The 15,776-nt window shown below is 69.2% G+C and carries 22 protein-coding genes and 2 pseudogenes; 11 read left to right on the forward strand and 13 right to left on the reverse strand.

Features of this window, described 5'->3' with window-relative positions; all coding sequences use genetic code 11:
- Positions 1–258: 258 nt before the first annotated feature.
- From JOF55_RS22950 to JOF55_RS22980, 7 genes are read left to right on the forward strand one after another with little or no spacing between them, the layout of a single operon-like run.
- Positions 259–1,884 carry a purine-cytosine permease family protein gene (locus tag JOF55_RS22950; protein ID WP_310278551.1) on the forward strand — a complete coding sequence of 542 codons (1,626 nt, stop codon included), beginning with the start codon at positions 259–261 and terminating at the stop codon, positions 1,882–1,884.
- A 55-nt stretch (positions 1,885–1,939) separates the two neighbouring features.
- Entirely contained in the window at positions 1,940–2,242 is a 303-nt protein-coding gene (locus JOF55_RS22955) for an urease subunit gamma (RefSeq protein WP_310278554.1), read from the forward strand.
- Between the two features lie 8 nt (positions 2,243–2,250).
- Positions 2,251–2,616, forward strand: a complete 366-nt coding sequence (locus JOF55_RS22960) for an urease subunit beta (RefSeq protein WP_310278556.1) — start codon at positions 2,251–2,253, stop codon at positions 2,614–2,616.
- A complete protein-coding gene (locus JOF55_RS22965; protein WP_310278559.1) occupies positions 2,613–4,352 on the forward strand; it encodes an urease subunit alpha in 1,740 nt (579 codons plus the stop codon). Before JOF55_RS22960 ends, JOF55_RS22965 begins: the two co-directional genes overlap by 4 nt.
- A 50-nt stretch (positions 4,353–4,402) precedes the next feature.
- Positions 4,403–5,095, forward strand: coding sequence for an urease accessory protein UreF (locus JOF55_RS22970; RefSeq protein ID WP_310278563.1), 693 nt, complete (start codon positions 4,403–4,405; stop codon positions 5,093–5,095).
- Positions 5,085–5,816: an urease accessory protein UreG gene (gene ureG / locus JOF55_RS22975; RefSeq protein ID WP_310278565.1), complete on the forward strand. Its 732-nt coding sequence runs from the start codon at positions 5,085–5,087 to the stop codon at positions 5,814–5,816. Before JOF55_RS22970 ends, ureG begins: the two co-directional genes overlap by 11 nt.
- Complete coding sequence (locus JOF55_RS22980; RefSeq protein ID WP_374727597.1) at positions 5,813–6,577, forward strand: urease accessory protein UreD; 765 nt, start codon at positions 5,813–5,815, stop codon at positions 6,575–6,577. The genes ureG and JOF55_RS22980 overlap by 4 nt, the downstream gene beginning before the upstream one ends.
- Positions 6,578–6,900: 323 nt before the next feature.
- Here the strand turns inward: JOF55_RS22980 and JOF55_RS22985 are convergent.
- Positions 6,901–7,397: pseudogene (locus tag JOF55_RS22985) on the reverse strand (tyrosine-type recombinase/integrase).
- Positions 7,398–7,552: 155 nt separating this feature from the next.
- Between JOF55_RS22985 and JOF55_RS22990 the strand changes: the two are divergent.
- Complete coding sequence (locus JOF55_RS22990) at positions 7,553–8,569, forward strand: IS481 family transposase (RefSeq protein WP_310279064.1); 1,017 nt, start codon at positions 7,553–7,555, stop codon at positions 8,567–8,569.
- Positions 8,570–8,700: 131 nt separating this feature from the next.
- Here the strand turns inward: JOF55_RS22990 and JOF55_RS22995 are convergent, their stop codons facing one another.
- The 8 genes from JOF55_RS22995 to JOF55_RS23030 all read right to left on the reverse strand — a co-directional run bounded on the left by JOF55_RS22995 (position 8,701) and on the right by JOF55_RS23030 (position 12,130).
- Entirely contained in the window at positions 8,701–8,928 is a 228-nt protein-coding gene (locus tag JOF55_RS22995) for a hypothetical protein (RefSeq protein WP_310278571.1), read from the reverse strand.
- Between the two features lie 121 nt (positions 8,929–9,049).
- Positions 9,050–9,604, reverse strand: coding sequence for an STAS domain-containing protein (locus tag JOF55_RS23000; protein WP_310278574.1), 555 nt, complete (start codon positions 9,602–9,604; stop codon positions 9,050–9,052).
- A 359-nt stretch (positions 9,605–9,963) separates the two neighbouring features.
- Complete coding sequence (locus JOF55_RS23005; RefSeq protein WP_310278577.1) at positions 9,964–10,167, reverse strand: cold-shock protein; 204 nt, start codon at positions 10,165–10,167, stop codon at positions 9,964–9,966.
- A gap of 305 nt (positions 10,168–10,472) precedes the next feature.
- A complete protein-coding gene (locus JOF55_RS23010; protein ID WP_310278580.1) occupies positions 10,473–10,688 on the reverse strand; it encodes a hypothetical protein in 216 nt (71 codons plus the stop codon).
- Positions 10,689–10,832: 144 nt separating this feature from the next.
- On the reverse strand, positions 10,833–11,000 hold the full coding sequence (locus tag JOF55_RS23015) for a hypothetical protein (protein WP_310278583.1): 168 nt from the start codon (positions 10,998–11,000) through the stop codon (positions 10,833–10,835).
- The gene (locus tag JOF55_RS23020) at positions 10,997–11,245 is read right to left on the reverse strand and encodes a hypothetical protein (protein ID WP_310278586.1); all 249 of its coding nucleotides are present in this window, start codon (positions 11,243–11,245) and stop codon (positions 10,997–10,999) included. Before JOF55_RS23020 ends, JOF55_RS23015 begins: the two co-directional genes overlap by 4 nt.
- Positions 11,245–11,607, reverse strand: a complete 363-nt coding sequence (locus JOF55_RS23025; RefSeq protein WP_310278589.1) for a helix-turn-helix domain-containing protein — start codon at positions 11,605–11,607, stop codon at positions 11,245–11,247. The genes JOF55_RS23020 and JOF55_RS23025 overlap by 1 nt, the downstream gene beginning before the upstream one ends.
- A gap of 76 nt (positions 11,608–11,683) precedes the next feature.
- Positions 11,684–12,130 carry an Hsp20/alpha crystallin family protein gene (locus JOF55_RS23030; protein ID WP_310278592.1) on the reverse strand — a complete coding sequence of 149 codons (447 nt, stop codon included), beginning with the start codon at positions 12,128–12,130 and terminating at the stop codon, positions 11,684–11,686.
- A 145-nt stretch (positions 12,131–12,275) separates the two neighbouring features.
- Between JOF55_RS23030 and JOF55_RS23035 the strand changes: the two genes are divergently transcribed.
- On the forward strand, positions 12,276–12,863 hold the full coding sequence (locus JOF55_RS23035; RefSeq protein ID WP_310278595.1) for a hypothetical protein: 588 nt from the start codon (positions 12,276–12,278) through the stop codon (positions 12,861–12,863).
- Positions 12,864–13,259: 396 nt separating this feature from the next.
- Entirely contained in the window at positions 13,260–13,574 is a 315-nt protein-coding gene (locus JOF55_RS23040) for a MerR family transcriptional regulator (RefSeq protein WP_310278598.1), read from the forward strand.
- Here the strand turns inward: JOF55_RS23040 and JOF55_RS23045 are convergent.
- Complete coding sequence (locus JOF55_RS23045; RefSeq protein WP_310278601.1) at positions 13,568–13,735, reverse strand: hypothetical protein; 168 nt, start codon at positions 13,733–13,735, stop codon at positions 13,568–13,570. The two genes, JOF55_RS23040 and JOF55_RS23045, sit on opposite strands and share 7 nt — an antisense overlap.
- A 248-nt stretch (positions 13,736–13,983) precedes the next feature.
- On the opposite strand from JOF55_RS23045, the gene JOF55_RS23050 reads away from it, so the two are divergent.
- The gene (locus tag JOF55_RS23050) at positions 13,984–14,670 is read left to right on the forward strand and encodes a hypothetical protein (protein WP_310278604.1); all 687 of its coding nucleotides are present in this window, start codon (positions 13,984–13,986) and stop codon (positions 14,668–14,670) included.
- A 97-nt stretch (positions 14,671–14,767) separates the two neighbouring features.
- On the opposite strand, the gene JOF55_RS23055 is transcribed toward JOF55_RS23050, so the two are convergent.
- The 3 genes and pseudogenes from JOF55_RS23055 to JOF55_RS23070 form a co-directional block, all read right to left on the reverse strand.
- Positions 14,768–15,046 carry a hypothetical protein gene (locus tag JOF55_RS23055; protein WP_310278607.1) on the reverse strand — a complete coding sequence of 93 codons (279 nt, stop codon included), beginning with the start codon at positions 15,044–15,046 and terminating at the stop codon, positions 14,768–14,770.
- A 6-nt stretch (positions 15,047–15,052) separates the two neighbouring features.
- Positions 15,053–15,558, reverse strand: a pseudogene (locus JOF55_RS23065) (Asp23/Gls24 family envelope stress response protein).
- Positions 15,555–15,752, reverse strand: coding sequence for a hypothetical protein (locus JOF55_RS23070; protein ID WP_310278617.1), 198 nt, complete (start codon positions 15,750–15,752; stop codon positions 15,555–15,557). Before JOF55_RS23070 ends, JOF55_RS23065 begins: the two are co-directional and overlap by 4 nt.
- Between the last annotated feature and the right edge of the window lie 24 nt (positions 15,753–15,776).

Below are 15,776 nucleotides of genomic sequence, written 5' to 3' on the forward strand. Positions count from 1 at the left end.
ACCGAACTACTGACTCATCACACTAGGTATCTGAGGCAGTCCTGATCAGAGAAACACCAGATCATGGCTTCGTCCCGCGTCCGTGTCGGCCGGGCGGTGCTGTCTCAGTGAGGGTTCCCAACCGTACGCGTCCGGCGGGGACCCCTATTCAACGCCGGTGTCACACCAGTCTTCATATCGCGGAAACATCACTTACGTGGAACGGAAACATCGGCCGTCCACACTCCCGCCAGCGCATCGAATCGAGGGAGGACGGGGATGGTCGTCGACGAGGTGTCCACCAGCCAGCACACGAAGCAGACCCGCGAAACACTGGAGGACTACACGCTTCGGTTCGCGCCGCGTAGTTATCGGCGGTGGAAACCGGGCGTCGTGGCGAGCTCGGCTCTCGGCGGGATTGCTTATCTTGCCGACTTCTCGATCGGCGCCGGGATCGGGCTGAGTTACGGCACACTCAACGCGCTGGTGGCGATCCTGGTCGCAGCGCTGATCATCTTCACCACCGGACTCCCCCTCGCCTACTACGGCGCGCGCTACAACATCGACCTCGATCTGGTCACCCGCGGCGCCGGTTTCGGTTATTACGGCTCGGTTCTCACCAGCATGATCTTCGGTAGCTTCACGTTCATCTTCTTCGCCACCGAAGGCGCGATCATGGCTCAGGGCCTCAAAGTCGGGGTCGGTGTTCCACTCTGGCTGGGTTACCTGATCACCACGCTGATCGTCGTGCCACTGGTCATCCACGGGATGAAGGCGCTGAGCAAGCTCCAGGTCTGGACGACGCCGGTGTGGCTGCTGCTGATGATCGGGCCGCTGGGCTATCTGGTCATCGCCGATCCCGGCTCGGTGTCGGACTGGCTCGCGTTCACCGGCTCGGAAGGCGGCGGCGCAGGGCTCAATGCCGGATCGGTGATGCTCGGCGCGGGCGTCGCGCTGTCGCTGATGGCGCAGATCGGTGAACAGGTTGACTACCTGCGGTTCATGCCCCCGCGCACCGAAGAGAACAAGCGCTCGTGGTGGATGTCGGTGGTGCTGGCCGGTCCCGGTTGGGTGGTCTTCGGAGCGCTCAAGCAGGCCACCGGCGCGTTCCTGGCCGTCTACATTATGGGGCTCGCCGGAGCGGCGGCAACCGAACCCGTGCAGCAGTTCATGAACGTGTACGGGCTGTTCATGCCGTTGGCGGTGGCGATCCCGCTCGCCGTCGTCCTCGTGGTCATCAGCCAGGTGAAGATCAACGTGACGAATGCCTACTCGGGATCATTGGCCTGGACGAACTCGTTTACCAGGATCACCGGGCATTACCCGGGGCGGACGGTATTCGTACTGTTCAACCTGGGAGTTGCGCTCGCGCTGATGGAGGCGAACATGTTCGCCTTCCTCAGCTCGATACTGAGCTTCTATGCCAATTGCGCGATCGCCTGGGTGGTCACGGTCGCCACCGACATCCTCGTCAACAAGTTCGTGCTGAAGCTGTCGCCGCGGGAACCGGAGTTCAGGCGGGGCATGCTCCACGCTGTCAATCCAGTCGGCGTCGTGTCCTTCCTTGCCTCAGCGATCACCTCGATCGCGATGTACTTCGGTGCGTTCGGCACGACGCTCCAGCCCTACTCGCCGATCGCTGCCGTGGCGATCGCAGTGGTTCTCACACCGGTAATGGCGATCGCGACTGGGGGGCGCTACTACCTGCGCCGTACCGACGACGGCATCGACGAGCCGCGCTTCGACTCCCACGGAACGCCCGTGGACACGACCTATACCTGCCACGTGTGCGAGCAGGACTTTGAACGGCCGGACATGCTCGCGTGCTACGCCCACGACGCGGTGATCTGTTCCCTGTGCGTCACCACCGACCGAACCGGTCAACACCTGCTGCCGGCCCAGTGAACGCGCCGCACACGACCCCTGCCAGGACCAGCGATACCGGCGTATCAGGAGAGCCATGCACCTCGCACCGCATGAACGCGACAAGCTCCTCATTCGGGTCGCGGCCCAGCTTGCCCGGGACCGGCTCGACCGAGGGTTGCGGCTCAACCACCCGGAGGCGGTCGCGCTGATCACCGACCACGTCACCGAGGGCGCCCGCGACGGCAGGCGGGTCGACGAGCTGATGTCCAGCGGTCGTCAGGTCCTGGCCCGCGAGCAGGTCATGGACGGCGTACCCGAGATGCTCAGTGACATCCAGGTCGAAGCCACGTTCCCGGACGGCACGAAGCTCGTTAGCGTGCACGACCCAATCGCCTAGGAGGCACCGTGATTCCTGGGGAACTCGTTCTCCGCGACACCCCGGTCCCGCAGCAGCCGGGCGCCCTGCGCGTACGGATCACCGTGGTCAACGCCGCCGATCGACCCGTACAGGTCGGGTCGCACTACCACTTCGCGGCCGCCAACCGCGAGCTGCGCTTCGACCGCGAAGCCGCGTGGGGTCACCGGCTCGACATCGCCTCGGGCACCGCTGTGCGTTTCGAGCCAGGAGTGGAACGCGAGGTCGCCCTCGTTCCTCTCGGCGGTGCACGCACGGTCCACGGCCTGCGGCTGGAATGGGCAGGTCACCTCGACTGCCGGTGCAGCGAACCAGGGGAACTAGTGTACGGCGCCGAGGGGGAAGGACACCCATGACAGGAGCAGACGACGCACCGGCACTCGACCGCCACGAGTATGCCGAGCTGTTCGGTCCAACGGTGGGCGACCGTATCCGGCTCGCCGACACCGACCTGCTCGTCGAGGTCACTGAGGACCGGTGTCTCGGTCCGGGCGGGTCCGGCGACGAAGCGGTGTTCGGCGGAGGCAAGGTGATCCGCGAGTCCATGGGGCAGTCCGTGGCCACGCGGGCCGAGGGAACACCGGACGTCGTCATTACCGGAGCCACGATCCTCGACCACTGGGGCGTGGTGAAGGCCGATGTCGGCATCCGATACGGGCGCATTACCGGAATCGGCAAGGCGGGCAACCCCGATATCTCCGACGGCGTGGACCCGGCCCTGGTGATCGGTGCCGGTACCGAGATCATCGTGGGCAACGGCAAGATCCTCACCGCCGGAGGGATCGACTGCCACGTGCACTTCCTGTGCCCCGACGCGGTCGACAGCGCGCTGGCGAGCGGGATGACCACCCTCATCGGTGGCGGCACCGGCCCTGCGGAAGGCAGCAGGGCCACCACGGTCACGCCCGGTTCGTGGAACCTCGGGCGCATGCTCGAAGCCCTGGACGAGGTTCCGGTGAACATCCTGCTGCTCGGCAAGGGCAACACCATGCGCGGCGAAGCCCTGACCGAGCAGCTGCGCGGCGGAGCGGGCGGCCTGAAGCTGCACGAGGACTGGGGGTGCACGCCCGCAGTGATCGACAGCGCATTGCGCGGCGCCGAGGAATCCGGGGTGCAGGTTGCCATCCACACCGACACGCTCAACGAGACGGGCTTCCTCGAATCCACATTGGCCGCGATCAACGGGCGGTCGATCAACGCCTACCACGCCGAGGGCGCGGGCGGTGGGCACGCACCGGACATCATCAAGGTGGCGGCTGAACCGAACGTGCTGCCGTCCTCGACCAACCCGACCCGGCCACACACGGTGAACACCATCGACGAGCACCTCGACATGCTCATGGTGTGCCACCACCTCAACCCGGCGGTCCCGGAGGACCTCGCGTTCGCCGAGAGCCGCATCCGACCGAGCACCATCGCCGCCGAGGACGTCCTGCACGACCTCGGGGCGATCTCGATGATCAGTTCGGACGCGCAGGCGATGGGCCGGATCGGTGAGGTCGTCCTGCGCACCTGGCAGACCGCGCACGTGATGAAGCGGTGTCGTGGTGCGCTGCCCGGCGACACGACGGCCGATAACCACCGCGCCCGCCGCTACGTCGCGAAGTACACGATCAACCCGGCCCTCGCGCACGGCATCGACCACGAGGTTGGGTCCGTGGAGATCGGCAAGCGGGCGGACCTGGTGCTGTGGGAACCGAAGTTCTTCGGCGTCCGACCGGAGCACGTGCTCAAGGGAGGGTTCTCGTCCTGGGCTCAGATGGGCGACGCCAACGCGTCGATCCCGACGCCGCAGCCGTACTACGGCCGCCGGATGTGGGGGGGATCCGGTCGAGCGGCGGCGTCGAGCAGCGTCCACTTCGTCGCGCAGGCCGCACTGGACGCCGGACTTCCCGACCGGCTCGGCCTGACCAGGAGTCTGATCGCCGTGCGCGACACCCGCGCGGTGGGCAAGGCGCAGATGGTGAACAACTCGGCGACGCCGAACATCCGCGTGGACCCGGATAGCTTCGCGGTGCTCCTCGACGGCGAACTCGTCGAACCGCAACCGGTGGACGAGTTGCCGTTGGCGCAGCGGTACTCGCTGTTCTGATGGGCACCGGCACCAGAGAAACCGGCGAACGGGCAAGGAGGTGTGGGCGAATGCAGGCGGGTTTGGCCGTCCTGGCGCTGGCTGACGCCCGCTTCCCGGGTGGTGGCCATGCGCATTCCGGTGGCGTCGAAGAAGCCGCGTCTCGTGGCCTGATCACCGACACCGCCGGGTTACAGGAATTCCTGCGCGGCCGGTTGCACACGGCGGGCGCTGTGCAAGCCGTGTTCGCCGCCGCTGCCGCGCACACGGCGGCCCACGACGGCAACCGCGCACACTGGACGTCGCTCGACGTGGAGCTCGACGCCCGTACCCCGTCCCCGGCGCAGCGTGAAGCCTCGCGCGCGCAGGGGCGGGGAACGGTCCGCGCGGGACGAGCCGCCTGGCCCTCGCCTGCTCTGGATGCGCTCGTCACCACCTGCCCACGACCACACCATCCGATCGTGCTCGGCGTTCTCGCCGCCGCCGCCGGAGCCTGCCCGAGGGACGCCGCGCTGGCCGCCGGATACCTGGCGATCAGCGGCCCGTCCTCGGCGGGCGTGCGACTGCTCGGACTGGACCCGATGGCCGTCAACGCCGCCGTCGCCGGGCTCGGGGACGAACTCGACGACATCGCCGACGACGCCGCCGGGAGCGCTGGAACCGACCCGACGGACCTGCCCGATCTCGGGACGCCCGCGCTGGACCTGTTCGCCGAGGAACACGACCGCCATCACCGAGAAAGGGTGCGTCTCTTTGCCTCATGATCACCACGACCACGGCCATACCCACCCAGTCAACTTCGACCAGACAGCGGCCGGTGGGGACCCGTTCACCGCATCACCGCAGGACGGTCGCCCCTTCCGGCTCGGGATCGGTGGCCCGGTCGGTAGCGGCAAGACCGCGCTGACGGCGGCGCTGTGTCGCACACTCAGCGCCGAGGTCGATCTTGCCGTCGTCACCAACGACATCTACACGACCGAGGACGCCGATTTCCTGCGTTCAGCGGGCGTGCTCGACGACGACCACATCGAAGCCGTGCAGACCGGTGCCTGCCCGCACACAGCGATCCGCGACGACATCACGACGAACCTCGATGCCGTCGACCGGCTCGCGGACCGTCACCCGGGCCTCGACCTGGTGATCGTGGAAAGCGGTGGCGACAACCTGACCGCGATCTTCAGCCGGGGGCTGGCCGACCGGCAGGTCTTCGTCGTCGACGTCGCCGGTGGGGACAAGGTGCCTCGCAAGGGCGGCCCCGGGGTCACCACCGCGGACCTGTTGGTCATCAACAAGGTCGACCTGGCCGAGCAGGTGGGCGCCGACATGGAACTCATGGTCTCCGACGCGCACCGCGTCCGCGGCGACCGGCCGGTCATCGCCCAGTCGCTCACCCGCACGCCCGGCGCACCCGACGTCGCGGAGTGGACCCGCCGTCAGCTCATGACCGATCTTCCGCTCGCCGCAACGTGTAGTGCCGGGCAGTGAAGGCCGCCGCACAGCTCACCGTCGACCTCGGACCGCAGGGCCGGTCCGTCGTCCGCCACCTACGCTCCCAAGCACCGATGACGTTGGTGCCGAGGCGGACCGCCGCAGCCTCGCGTGACGGGGCCGCGGTGGTGCACCTGGTCAGCTCGGCCGCCACGCCATTGGGTGGGGATGAGGTCGAGCTCCGGGTGCGGGTGGGTCCCGGCGCCAGACTGCGGCTTCGAGGCACGGCGGCCACCCTGGCACTGCCCGGACAGCATCCGGCTGCGAGCCGCGCCACGGTGCGGATCGAGGTCGCCGATGACGGGCTCGTCGAGTACTTGCCCGAGCCGACCGTCGTCATCGCACGTGCCCAGCACCACGCGGAGCTCGACGTCCGGCTGGGTACCCGGGCCCGCGTGCGGTGCCGGGACACGCTGATCCTCGGTCGGCACGGAGAGCCCTCCGGCGCGCTCACCACGACCACACGCGTCGTCCGCGAGGACGTCCCGTTGCTCCAGCAGCAACTCGCCGTCGGCTCGTCCCAGTGGGAGTCCGGTCCCGCGTACCTCGCGGGCTCACGTGTACTGGCCACCGAGACCGTGGTGTGGGAGCACGATCCGCCTGCCGCCACGAGCGGCCCCTGGTGGTCACTCGTGCCGCTGCCGTCGGGAGGCGCCCTGGCTTCGACACTGGCCACGGATGCGGTCGCCGCCGGACACCGACTCGCCGCGGCCCTCGCACATCATCCCGACGCCAACGTGTTCGATACCGCCTGGTGACCAGGCCCTCCGACGCAAGCCCGATGGCTATCTCGGTGCCCTGTGGGAACTTCCCGGCGAAGACCTCATTATCGGGGTGTTGGTAAGGAGCCTGCTACAGGCCGCAACCTGGCTGCGTCTGTGCAGGTCACCACCTCGGCAGTTGATCACGCCAGAGTGTCTTGTTGCTGACCATAGCGCGCACCATCTCCGCCATCCTCCCAACCTTCCTGCGCAACGGTTGGTACACCGAGAACCACCTGCAGGACTTGGGGGACGGCCGGAATACGGCAGAAACCTGCCACGACGCGCACTGACCTGGTTTTGCAACTTCTCCCAATATTTCAGCGATCGGTGTGCAGGAGCGTGACGGCGTGTTGGCGGTCGGCTGCGGTGGAGCGGGTGTAGGTCTTGGTGGTGTCGGTGCGGGAGTGGCCGAGAAGTTCGGAGACGAGGACGAGGTCGGCGCCGGCACGGAGCATGTCGGTGGCGAAGGTGTGCCGCAGCACGTGCGGGGACAGTGATTCGATGCCGGCTGCCTCTCCGAGGCTGGAGACGATGTCGCCGACCGAGCGGGCGGAGAGCCTGGCGCGCCGTAGCGGTTGAGGAACAGTGCCGCGTTCTCGCTCGGGCCCGCCCCGCCGGCGCGGCGGGTGTGTTTCCAGTCGGTCAGGGTGCGACGCAGCTCCGGGTTGGTGGGGATGATGCGGGGTTTGCCGCCGTGGCGGCCCTTGCCGGCGCGGATGTGGATGGTGCCGGTGCGGGCGGTGGTGGGCACGTCGTCGACGTCGAGGGTGACGAGCTCGGCTGCGCGCAGGCCGGCGTAGTACAGCGTGCGCACGATCGCCCGGTCGCGTGCCGAATCCAGCCGTTCGGCGGCACGCAGGACCCGCCGCAGCTAGGTGTACTGACCACGGAGGTTGTGAACGGGCGACACGCCAGGGAATGGTCTTGGAGTAAGGGAGGACCTCCGGGTTCGGTGTGGATCACCACAATCTGCACCGAACGCTCTGGAGGTCCTCGTGTGTCACCGCAGGCGCCCCGTTGACCGAGACTGGCAGGCTGCGGCTGGCCCGGTGTGTCGTCGACGACGGCTGGCCGCTGGCCCGGGCCGCGGAGCGATTCCAGGTCGCGGTCGGTACGGCCAAGCGGTGGGCGGATCGCTATCGTGCCCACGGCGAGGCGGGCATGGTCGACCGTTCCAGTCGCCCCCGCACCAGTCCGCGGCGCACGCCAACGCGGACCGAGCGGCGCATCATCAAAGTCCGCGTGCTGCGCCGGTGGGGTCCGGCCCGCATCGCCGGATTCCTCGGGTTGGTGGTCTCCACGGTGCACCGAGTGCTGACCCGCTACGGGGTGGCCCGGCTGCGTGCGCTGGACCGCGCCACCGGCCGGGTCATCCGCCGCTATGAGCGGGCTGCGCCGGGCGAGCTGGTGCACGTCGATGTCAAAAAACTCGGCAACATTCCCGACGGCGGCGGGCACAAGATCCACGGGCGGGCCGTGGGCACGCGCTACAGTCAGCGCACGAGCAGCACCCAGCGCCGAGACGGCAAACCCGTGCTCGGCTACGGCTACCTGCACAACGCCGTCGACGACCACAGCAGGCTGGCCTACAGCGAGATCCTGGCGGATGAAACCAAAGACACCGCCGCCGCATTCTGGGGCCGCGCCGCTGCGTGGTTTCGTGCCCAAGGCATCACCGACATCCAGCGGGTCCTGACCGATAACGGCCCCTGTTACCGCTCACACGCCTGGCGCGCAGCGGTGGCCGCCACCGCGTCGCGCCACCTGCGCACCCGCGCCTACCGGCCACAGACCAACGGCAAGGTCGAGCGTTTCAACCGCATCCTGCTCGACGAGTGGGCCTACGCCGAGGCCTACACCAGCGAAACCGCCCGACGCGCCGCACTGCCCGGTTTCCTGCACTGGTACAACCACCACCGACACCACACCAGCATCAGCGGCCCACCCACCCACCGCATTCCCAACCTCTCAGGACAGAACAACTAGGTGCACCCACCCCCGCACCCTGGGCTTGACCGAAGCATGGGCGCGCCGTGTGGTCAGAACGTCGCTCACGCGAGCAGGATACGAAGCTCCGTCGTGGCCCCGATCGGTGCTTCGATTACCGGTGTTGTCGATCACCGGTGACTGGCCTCGTCTGCGGTGAACGGGGTGCGCAGCCGGCGCATGGTGTCGTGGCTGCGGTCTGCCCGTCGGGGGCGGGGGTCGGGGTTGCTGCGGGCGAGGGTGGGTTCGAGGAAGGTCACGGCAGCGACCGGCCTCGGCGCGCGCAGCTCGCGGCGCGGTGCGGGAGTGCGCCGGTCGGCGCGGGTGCGGTCGGGCCGTGGGTGGGTGCTGGGGTGCACGGGAGCGGAGAAGTTGATAGGGCGTCCTTTCCGGACAGAGTGTGTGTCGCCGCGTCGCCGGGTGCGGCTGCGGCACGGGTCGCACCATGAGCATGCGGGGCTCGGTGCGGGGGTGGTGGTGTCAGTCGGTGTCGGTGACCAGCACACGGCCTCCGCCGTAGGCGGCGAGCTGGTGGTGGGCACGGGCGACGGCGTCGGCGGCGGTGCCGATGACCCGCGCGGTGTGCTGGCCGTCGGCACCGGTGATCTGCCAGGCATCGTCGGACAACGTCGTTGCGACGTGCCGGATGGGACGCATCAGGCCATCACCGCCGTGCGCGGGTGGCCGCGGCGCCTCGATGGGTGCCGTGGCTGTGGCCGACTCCGTGTGGGGGCCGATCACCGGGCCCGTGCTCGCTGCGGCCGCGTGCAGCGCACGCTGCACGCGTGGTGCGGCGTTGATGATGTGCAGCGCGCAGCCGCGGTGCGCGGCGTAGGTGTGCGCGGCGGCCAGCAGGTCGACGCCTGCGCTGTCGATGGTGGCGGCCGCGCCCAGGTCCAGGACCGTGGCCGGTGGCGCGGTCAGCAGGTGCGGCCAGAGCCGCTCGGCCAGCCCGGCGACGTCGGGACCGGCGAGATCACCATCCACGGTGAACACAGCAGACGTGGTGGTCAGGGACATCATGATGGCCCGCATGGGGGCTCCAATACGCTCAGAAGGATCTCACGGCTTGGCGCGGACGCGGTGCGTCGCGGCTGCAGGCCGCAAGCTGGGGAAGGGCCGGGAGCCGTCGCGCTGGGCACGGACTGGCTCGACCGGGGGAACAAGAGTGTCTCGGTGTGCAACACCAGCGGCGTGCCCGACGATCATGCGCCCTGGGGTGGGCAGCGGCGTCACGGGGCGGCGCCGATGTGCTGCTGTGCTGGTGGGTCGCTCGGCGCGGGGCCGTCACCCCCACCGCATGAGCGGGCGGGTACGCCCAGCAGCGTCGGCGGCGCCCGGCTCCCCGGCTCGCACGCGAGGCGCGCGGGCCAGGGAGCGAGTCAGCGGGGTCTTTAGACCGCGCGGACGAGCTCGGCTTGGGCGCCCTTGGGGCCCTGGGTGACGTCGTAGGTCACCTGCTGGTTCTCCTCGAGGGTGCGAAAACCCCTGCCATCGATGGCCGAGTAGTGCACGAACACGTCCGGCCCGCCCGCGTCGGGGGCGATGAAGCCAAAGCCCTTCTCCGCGTTGAACCACTTCACGGTTCCCTGAGTCATGTGCGTCTCCGTTCGGGAGCTAGGAGGGATCACGGGACGCCACACCACGCGACAGCCCCGGGCCGGGATCTCAGACGGCGGCCTACTCCAGCGACAACCAAAGACAGCTGCGCGCCCGCATCAACATCCTGCGAGCGTGCGCGAAACACGAACCCAGAAACAACGACCACCCTGGACCCTACACGCCGCACACGACCGTGACCACGCACCCTTGCGCTGGTGTGCTGATCTCTACTCGTTCGGGGGACGCACGGCGAGCCGATGCTCGCGCAGGCGATTCCGTGTGCAGGCCGTGGCGCTGGGTGCTACTCGGTGGCGGGCAGGTCGGAGGCGCGCAGTTCGAGGTATGACTGTCCGTGGTGGAACCGCACCGCGTAGTGCTGCAGGACCGGCAGCACGAGCTGGTTGCCGACGTTGACCGCCACCGGCGTGTCCCCGGCCTCGGTCTCCTGCAGCTGGGTCAGCACGGCCGCGAGGTCGTCGACGGTCATCTGGGTCTGGTTGGGGGTCGGTTCGGCCACACCGCACCACCTTTCTCACTGGGATCCGGTCCCGGCACGCTACCCATCGATCTCGTCGCTCACCCGCGATGCCCCTCCCGCGCCGTCCCCGAATGCCTCGGTCCTGCTCGCTGGCCGGTGGTGGCGCCGAGCTCGACACCACGCTTACGTGCCGAGGTGCTGCAGGAAGGTCATGCCGCTGCGGGCGGCGAGGGCCAGCTGGTCCAGCAGGCCCCGGGTGAACTTCGCGGCCGAGGCGGGCGCGGTGAGCACGAAATAGGCCAGTAGGACCGTCAGGACCCCGCTGAGCAGGGTGCGGGCATTGAGCGTCATGGGAGGTCCTGGTTGGGCAAACCGCAGGAGTGGTTACTCGGCATTCTCGGGCGGGTCGGCCGGCACGCCGGGGGCTCGGCGCGGAGTTCGTCGTCGAGGGCGAGGGGTTCGGCTTGTTCGGTGGCATCGACCGGGTCGGCTTCACCCGGCATCGGAGTCTCCAGGGCCGTGTGCTCGGCCTCGTCGGCGGGATCGACCTCGGCAACGGGCTCGACGTGGGTGTCGTCGCGACGGTGGCGCACCATCACCGGTCTCCTTTCCGCGCGGGGCGATCGCTGTGGTGGGTGTGGTCCAGCTCGGCCAGGCGTTGTTGGGCGTGGGCGAGGTCGGCTTCGGTGCGGGCCAGTCGGCAGGCGGCCACGAGCAGGCTCATCCCGTCCTCGTCGAGCAGGGCCCGCACCCGGGAGGCCAGGGCGAGCTCAGCGCGGCTGTAGCGGCGGTGCCCGCCGGCCGAGCGGTTCGGGTCCAGCAGCCCGGCGGGGCCGAGGCTGCGCAGGAAGTCCGGGGTCACGCCGAGCATCTCGGCCGCGCGGCCCATGGTGTAGGCGGGGTAGTCGGCGTCGTCGAAGGCCTCCGGCGTGCCGGGATGAGCAGGGGGATCAGTCATGGACCACCTCACGACGTCGCGGTGTGGGGTGGGCGCCCCCTCGGGCGCCCACCCCACGGCGGAAAGCAGCGGCGGATCAGCTGCTCCCGCCGCCTTCGATGACCTTGTGGTGGCCGCCGCCGTGGCCGACGGAGATCTGGCGGGGCTTGGCCTGCTCGGCCACCGGCAGCGTCACCGTGAGCACCCCGTCGGTGTAGTCGGCGCTGATGTTGTCCAGATCCAGCCCGTCCCCGAGGGAGAGCTGGCGGGAGAACGTGCCCCGCGGGCGCTCGGCCGAGACGTAGGCGACCTCACTCTCCCCGGCCGCACGGGAATGCCGCTGGGCCCGCACGGTCAGCGTGTTGTTCTCCGCGCGCACCTCCAGCGAGTCGGCGTCGATGCCGGGCAGGTCGAACTCGGCGACGTAGTTCTCGCCGCTGCGGTAGACGTCCATGGGCATGGCCTGCGGCACGCGGCTGGAACCGAACACCTCAGTGGTCAGCCGGTTGAGGTCCCGAAACAGCGGGTCCAGGGCCATGGTCATCGGTACTCACTCCTTCCACGGGTGTACTTGACCTGCTTCACCACCTATTCTGGAACCATGACGCTAGATTTTCAAGTGTTTTAGTACACCTTCCCTGACATGGCGGACTGATGTTGATTCAGTTGGCGAAGGGAGCAATGCGGTGATGAGCACGCTGCACCGGGTGTATCGCTGCGAGATGAGCCCGCGGTGTCGCTGGTACGGCTACGTGGTCGCCGACGACACCGCCGTCGAGGCCGAATCCCTGCCGGCGGCGCGCCTGGCGCTGACCGAGACCCTGGCCCGCCGGGTGGAACCCTGGCCGTGGGAACACGTCGGCGAGCACACCGAACACGCCCTGTCCCCGGGGATGTGGGTGCGCGAGGCCCTCGACGCGGCCGCCGAGCCGCGCGCCCACATCAGCCGGGTGCTGGCCGCGGCATTGACCACCCAGCCGACCTCCTCCGCGCTGGCCACGCTGCCCACCCCCGCCGACGGCCAGCTCATTGTCGTCGCCGCCGTGCCCGGCGACCGGCTGGACTGGCTGCTCGAGCAGCACCCCGGCACCGGCAGCCTCGTCGTGGCCACCGCGGTCAGCAACCACCAGGCCTGGTGGAACGCCCTGCAGGCCGGGTCGGAGGCCCCACCGGCCACCAAAACCCTCGCCGACCTCAACCTCTCCCCGCCCACCGATGCCGTGCTCGACGACTGGATCGCCGCCAGCCCCACCGGCACCCACCTGGCCACCCGGTGACCAGCAACAACGATCACTTCCCCACCGCGAGATAAAACCTGCCCTCGCCGGTGTAGACATGACGGTGTGGTGCTGTTAGAGTTTTTGCCATCAGGACGGAGAGGATACAGCGCCATCACCGACGAATCGGCGCCGCAAAGGAAGTACGTGCAAGTAGGCAAGTGCAGTGGCAAGGCCCGGGCGGGGAGAACAGGTGTCCCCGCCCGGGCACCGAGGAACCGTCCGTGCACCGCGTGAGAGAAGGGGGTCGTCGATTCGCCGTACCGACAAGGCCGCGTCTCTCTCCTGTTTCTCCCCCGGATAGGTCAGCGGCCACAGTGAATGAGTAGAAACCCCCTCGCAGCCCCCGGTGCACCACTGGTGCGCCGGGGGCTTTTCGAGGGGCAGGGAGCATCGATGACTCAGCACCAGCCCGGCGCCGAGGAGAAGTTCGACGACGTCGACTACCCCGCCTACACCATGGGCCGGGCCGCCGAGATGCTGGAGGTGACCCAGCCGTTCCTGCGTTCCCTGGAAGACGCAGGACTGATCACTCCGCAGCGCTCGGCCGGCGGACACCGGCGCTACTCGCGCCGACAGTTGCGGCGCGCCGCCCGCGCCCGCACCCTGATCGACCAGGGCACCCCCGTCGCGGCGGCCTGCCGCATCATCAGCCTGGAAGACCAACTCGCCGAACACACCGACCAACAACCACCGGACGCCGATCATTGACCACAACGATCACGGCCAAGTGGAACATCCGTCCTCCCGACCCTGTCGAGGCCGCTGCCGACGCCGAGCAGGCAGCCTTCGCCAGGCCGCTGCCGGGTGAGGCCGACCCGGCCGATGCCGCCGAACAGGCCGAGGCCGTGGCCGTCGACGACGAACTGCACGCCGAGGACCCCTGCGTGCGGATCAGCTCGTCGGAGGTTTCCGAGCAATCGCCTCGCGATCCCCTACCGCCAGGCACACCTCATGACCTGGGGCGGCATGTCGCCCGATCGGGCCTGGTGAGATCAAGTTGCGTCCCGTTCGGCGGGCCGGACCATGGACACATCCCGCTGCGGCTCCTGCAGGTCACCCATCGGTGCTCAGCCGTGCTGCTGAGCCGGGGTGTGGAGCGGGTAGCAGGTGTTTGTGAATGGGTGGGGGCAGGCACGGTCAGGGCGAGCAACGGTGCCTGCCCCCACCCATGGCTCCCGCGGCTGACGACCGGGAGGCAGCGGCGCAGAGCACCGGCGCGGAAAGGGCACACATGGGCTGGGCGAGGGAAACGCAGCGAGTCGGTTACGCGCTGCTCGGCGCCAGCGCGCGGGCCGTTGAGGCCCTCACCGACACCGCAGGGTATGTGGGGCGAGCCTGGCGCCACCGCGACCAGTGGGGCCAGCGCGCCCGAGATGTCTACGCCGAGCTGGCCGAGCACGGCCAGAGTCTGTTGCACCGCGCCGAGCGGCAGGCCCGCCGCGTGCCCGGCGTCGCGTCCGCCGAGGGCGAGGCAGCCGGGCTCGTTGCCGACGCCGAGGATCTGCCGATCACTGACTACGCCGAGCGCACCGCCGCCGACATCGCCGCGCAGCTACCGCAGCTCTCGCAACGCGAGCTGCATATGGTCGAAGGCTACGAAACCCGCCACAAGGCGCGGGCCACGATCCTGCGCCGCATCGACGAACTGCGCGGCGACGAACCCTGGCCCGGCTACGACGAGATGAGCGTGGACGAGATCCTGCCTCGTATGCGCGATGCCTCCCCGCAGGAGCAGGCCGCCGTGGCCGACTACGAGCAGCGCCACAAACAACGCCGCACCATCACCACCCACACCCCCAGCTGACCGGTCACGACTCCGCGGCGGAAGGGGTTGCTCGGCCCAGGCGGGTACTGCGTCGGCAGCGCGGGAGCATGCGGGAACGAGGTGACGTCGCCGCTGGTTATCGCACCGAGATGCCTCGTGGCCCGTGCGTGCTGCTCGCCGACGGCAGTGCCCCGGCACCCAGGCCGATGGCCACCACCCCGGCGACCCACGAGGTCCACGTCGCCCACGGCTGGCCGGTGTAGCCCAGGACCACGGGTGCGAACACCAGCAGCACACCCAGCACGACCAGCGCGGCCGTCGCCGGTGCCGACGGCACCGTGAACAGCGGGCTCACCGCGACCACCACACCGACCAGCGCGGCCAGCCAGTCCTGCCACCGTAGCCAGCTCCGCATCACCCCTCACCTCACTCGACGCGTCCCGTCGTGGAGGGGGTGCTGTTCGTCGTCCTCCGGCAGCTGTAGGTCGGTGACGTCGATGTTGACCTCGACGACCTGCAGACCGGTCATCTGCTCCACCGAGCCGATCACGTTGCGGCGCACCGAGCGGCCAGCTCGGCGATGGCCACCCCGTAGTCGACCACGATGACCAGATCGATCGCGGCCTGGCGCTCGCCCACCTCGACCGAGACTCCCTGGCTGCTGGAGGCCCGGGCGCCGGGGATGCGCTCGCGCACCGCGCCCCACGCGCGGGACGTGCCGGTGCCGAACCCGTACACCCCGCTCACCTCGCGGGCGGCCCTGCCGGCGATCTTGGTGACCACCACGTCAGCGACGGTGGTCTTTCCCTGGCTACTCTCCAACGGCGAGCCTTCCGAGACGGCAGGACTGCGCGGCGACGGCGCCGTGGACGCGGCACCCTTACGCTGCGGCTCCGTGGTGGGCTGCTGGCCCGTCGGTGTAGTCATAGCCGCACTCCTTCGGCCCGAGCAGAATCCGCCTGCAAGGCCTGCAGATGCTCCTGCGAACACGCGATCAGCACGACCTCCACGCCGGGGACCCGATCCTGGCCTCCAGCGTCCGTCTCGAAGGCCAGGGTCCAGGCCAGCGCCTCCGGCTCCAGCACGCAGCCGCACCAATCACACCGGCGCGAATCGCCCATACCAGACATGATGCGCCTCGGGGT

Source organism: Haloactinomyces albus, from assembly GCF_031458135.1.
In the GTDB taxonomy this organism is placed as follows: Bacteria; Actinomycetota; Actinomycetes; order Mycobacteriales; family Pseudonocardiaceae; genus Haloactinomyces; species Haloactinomyces albus.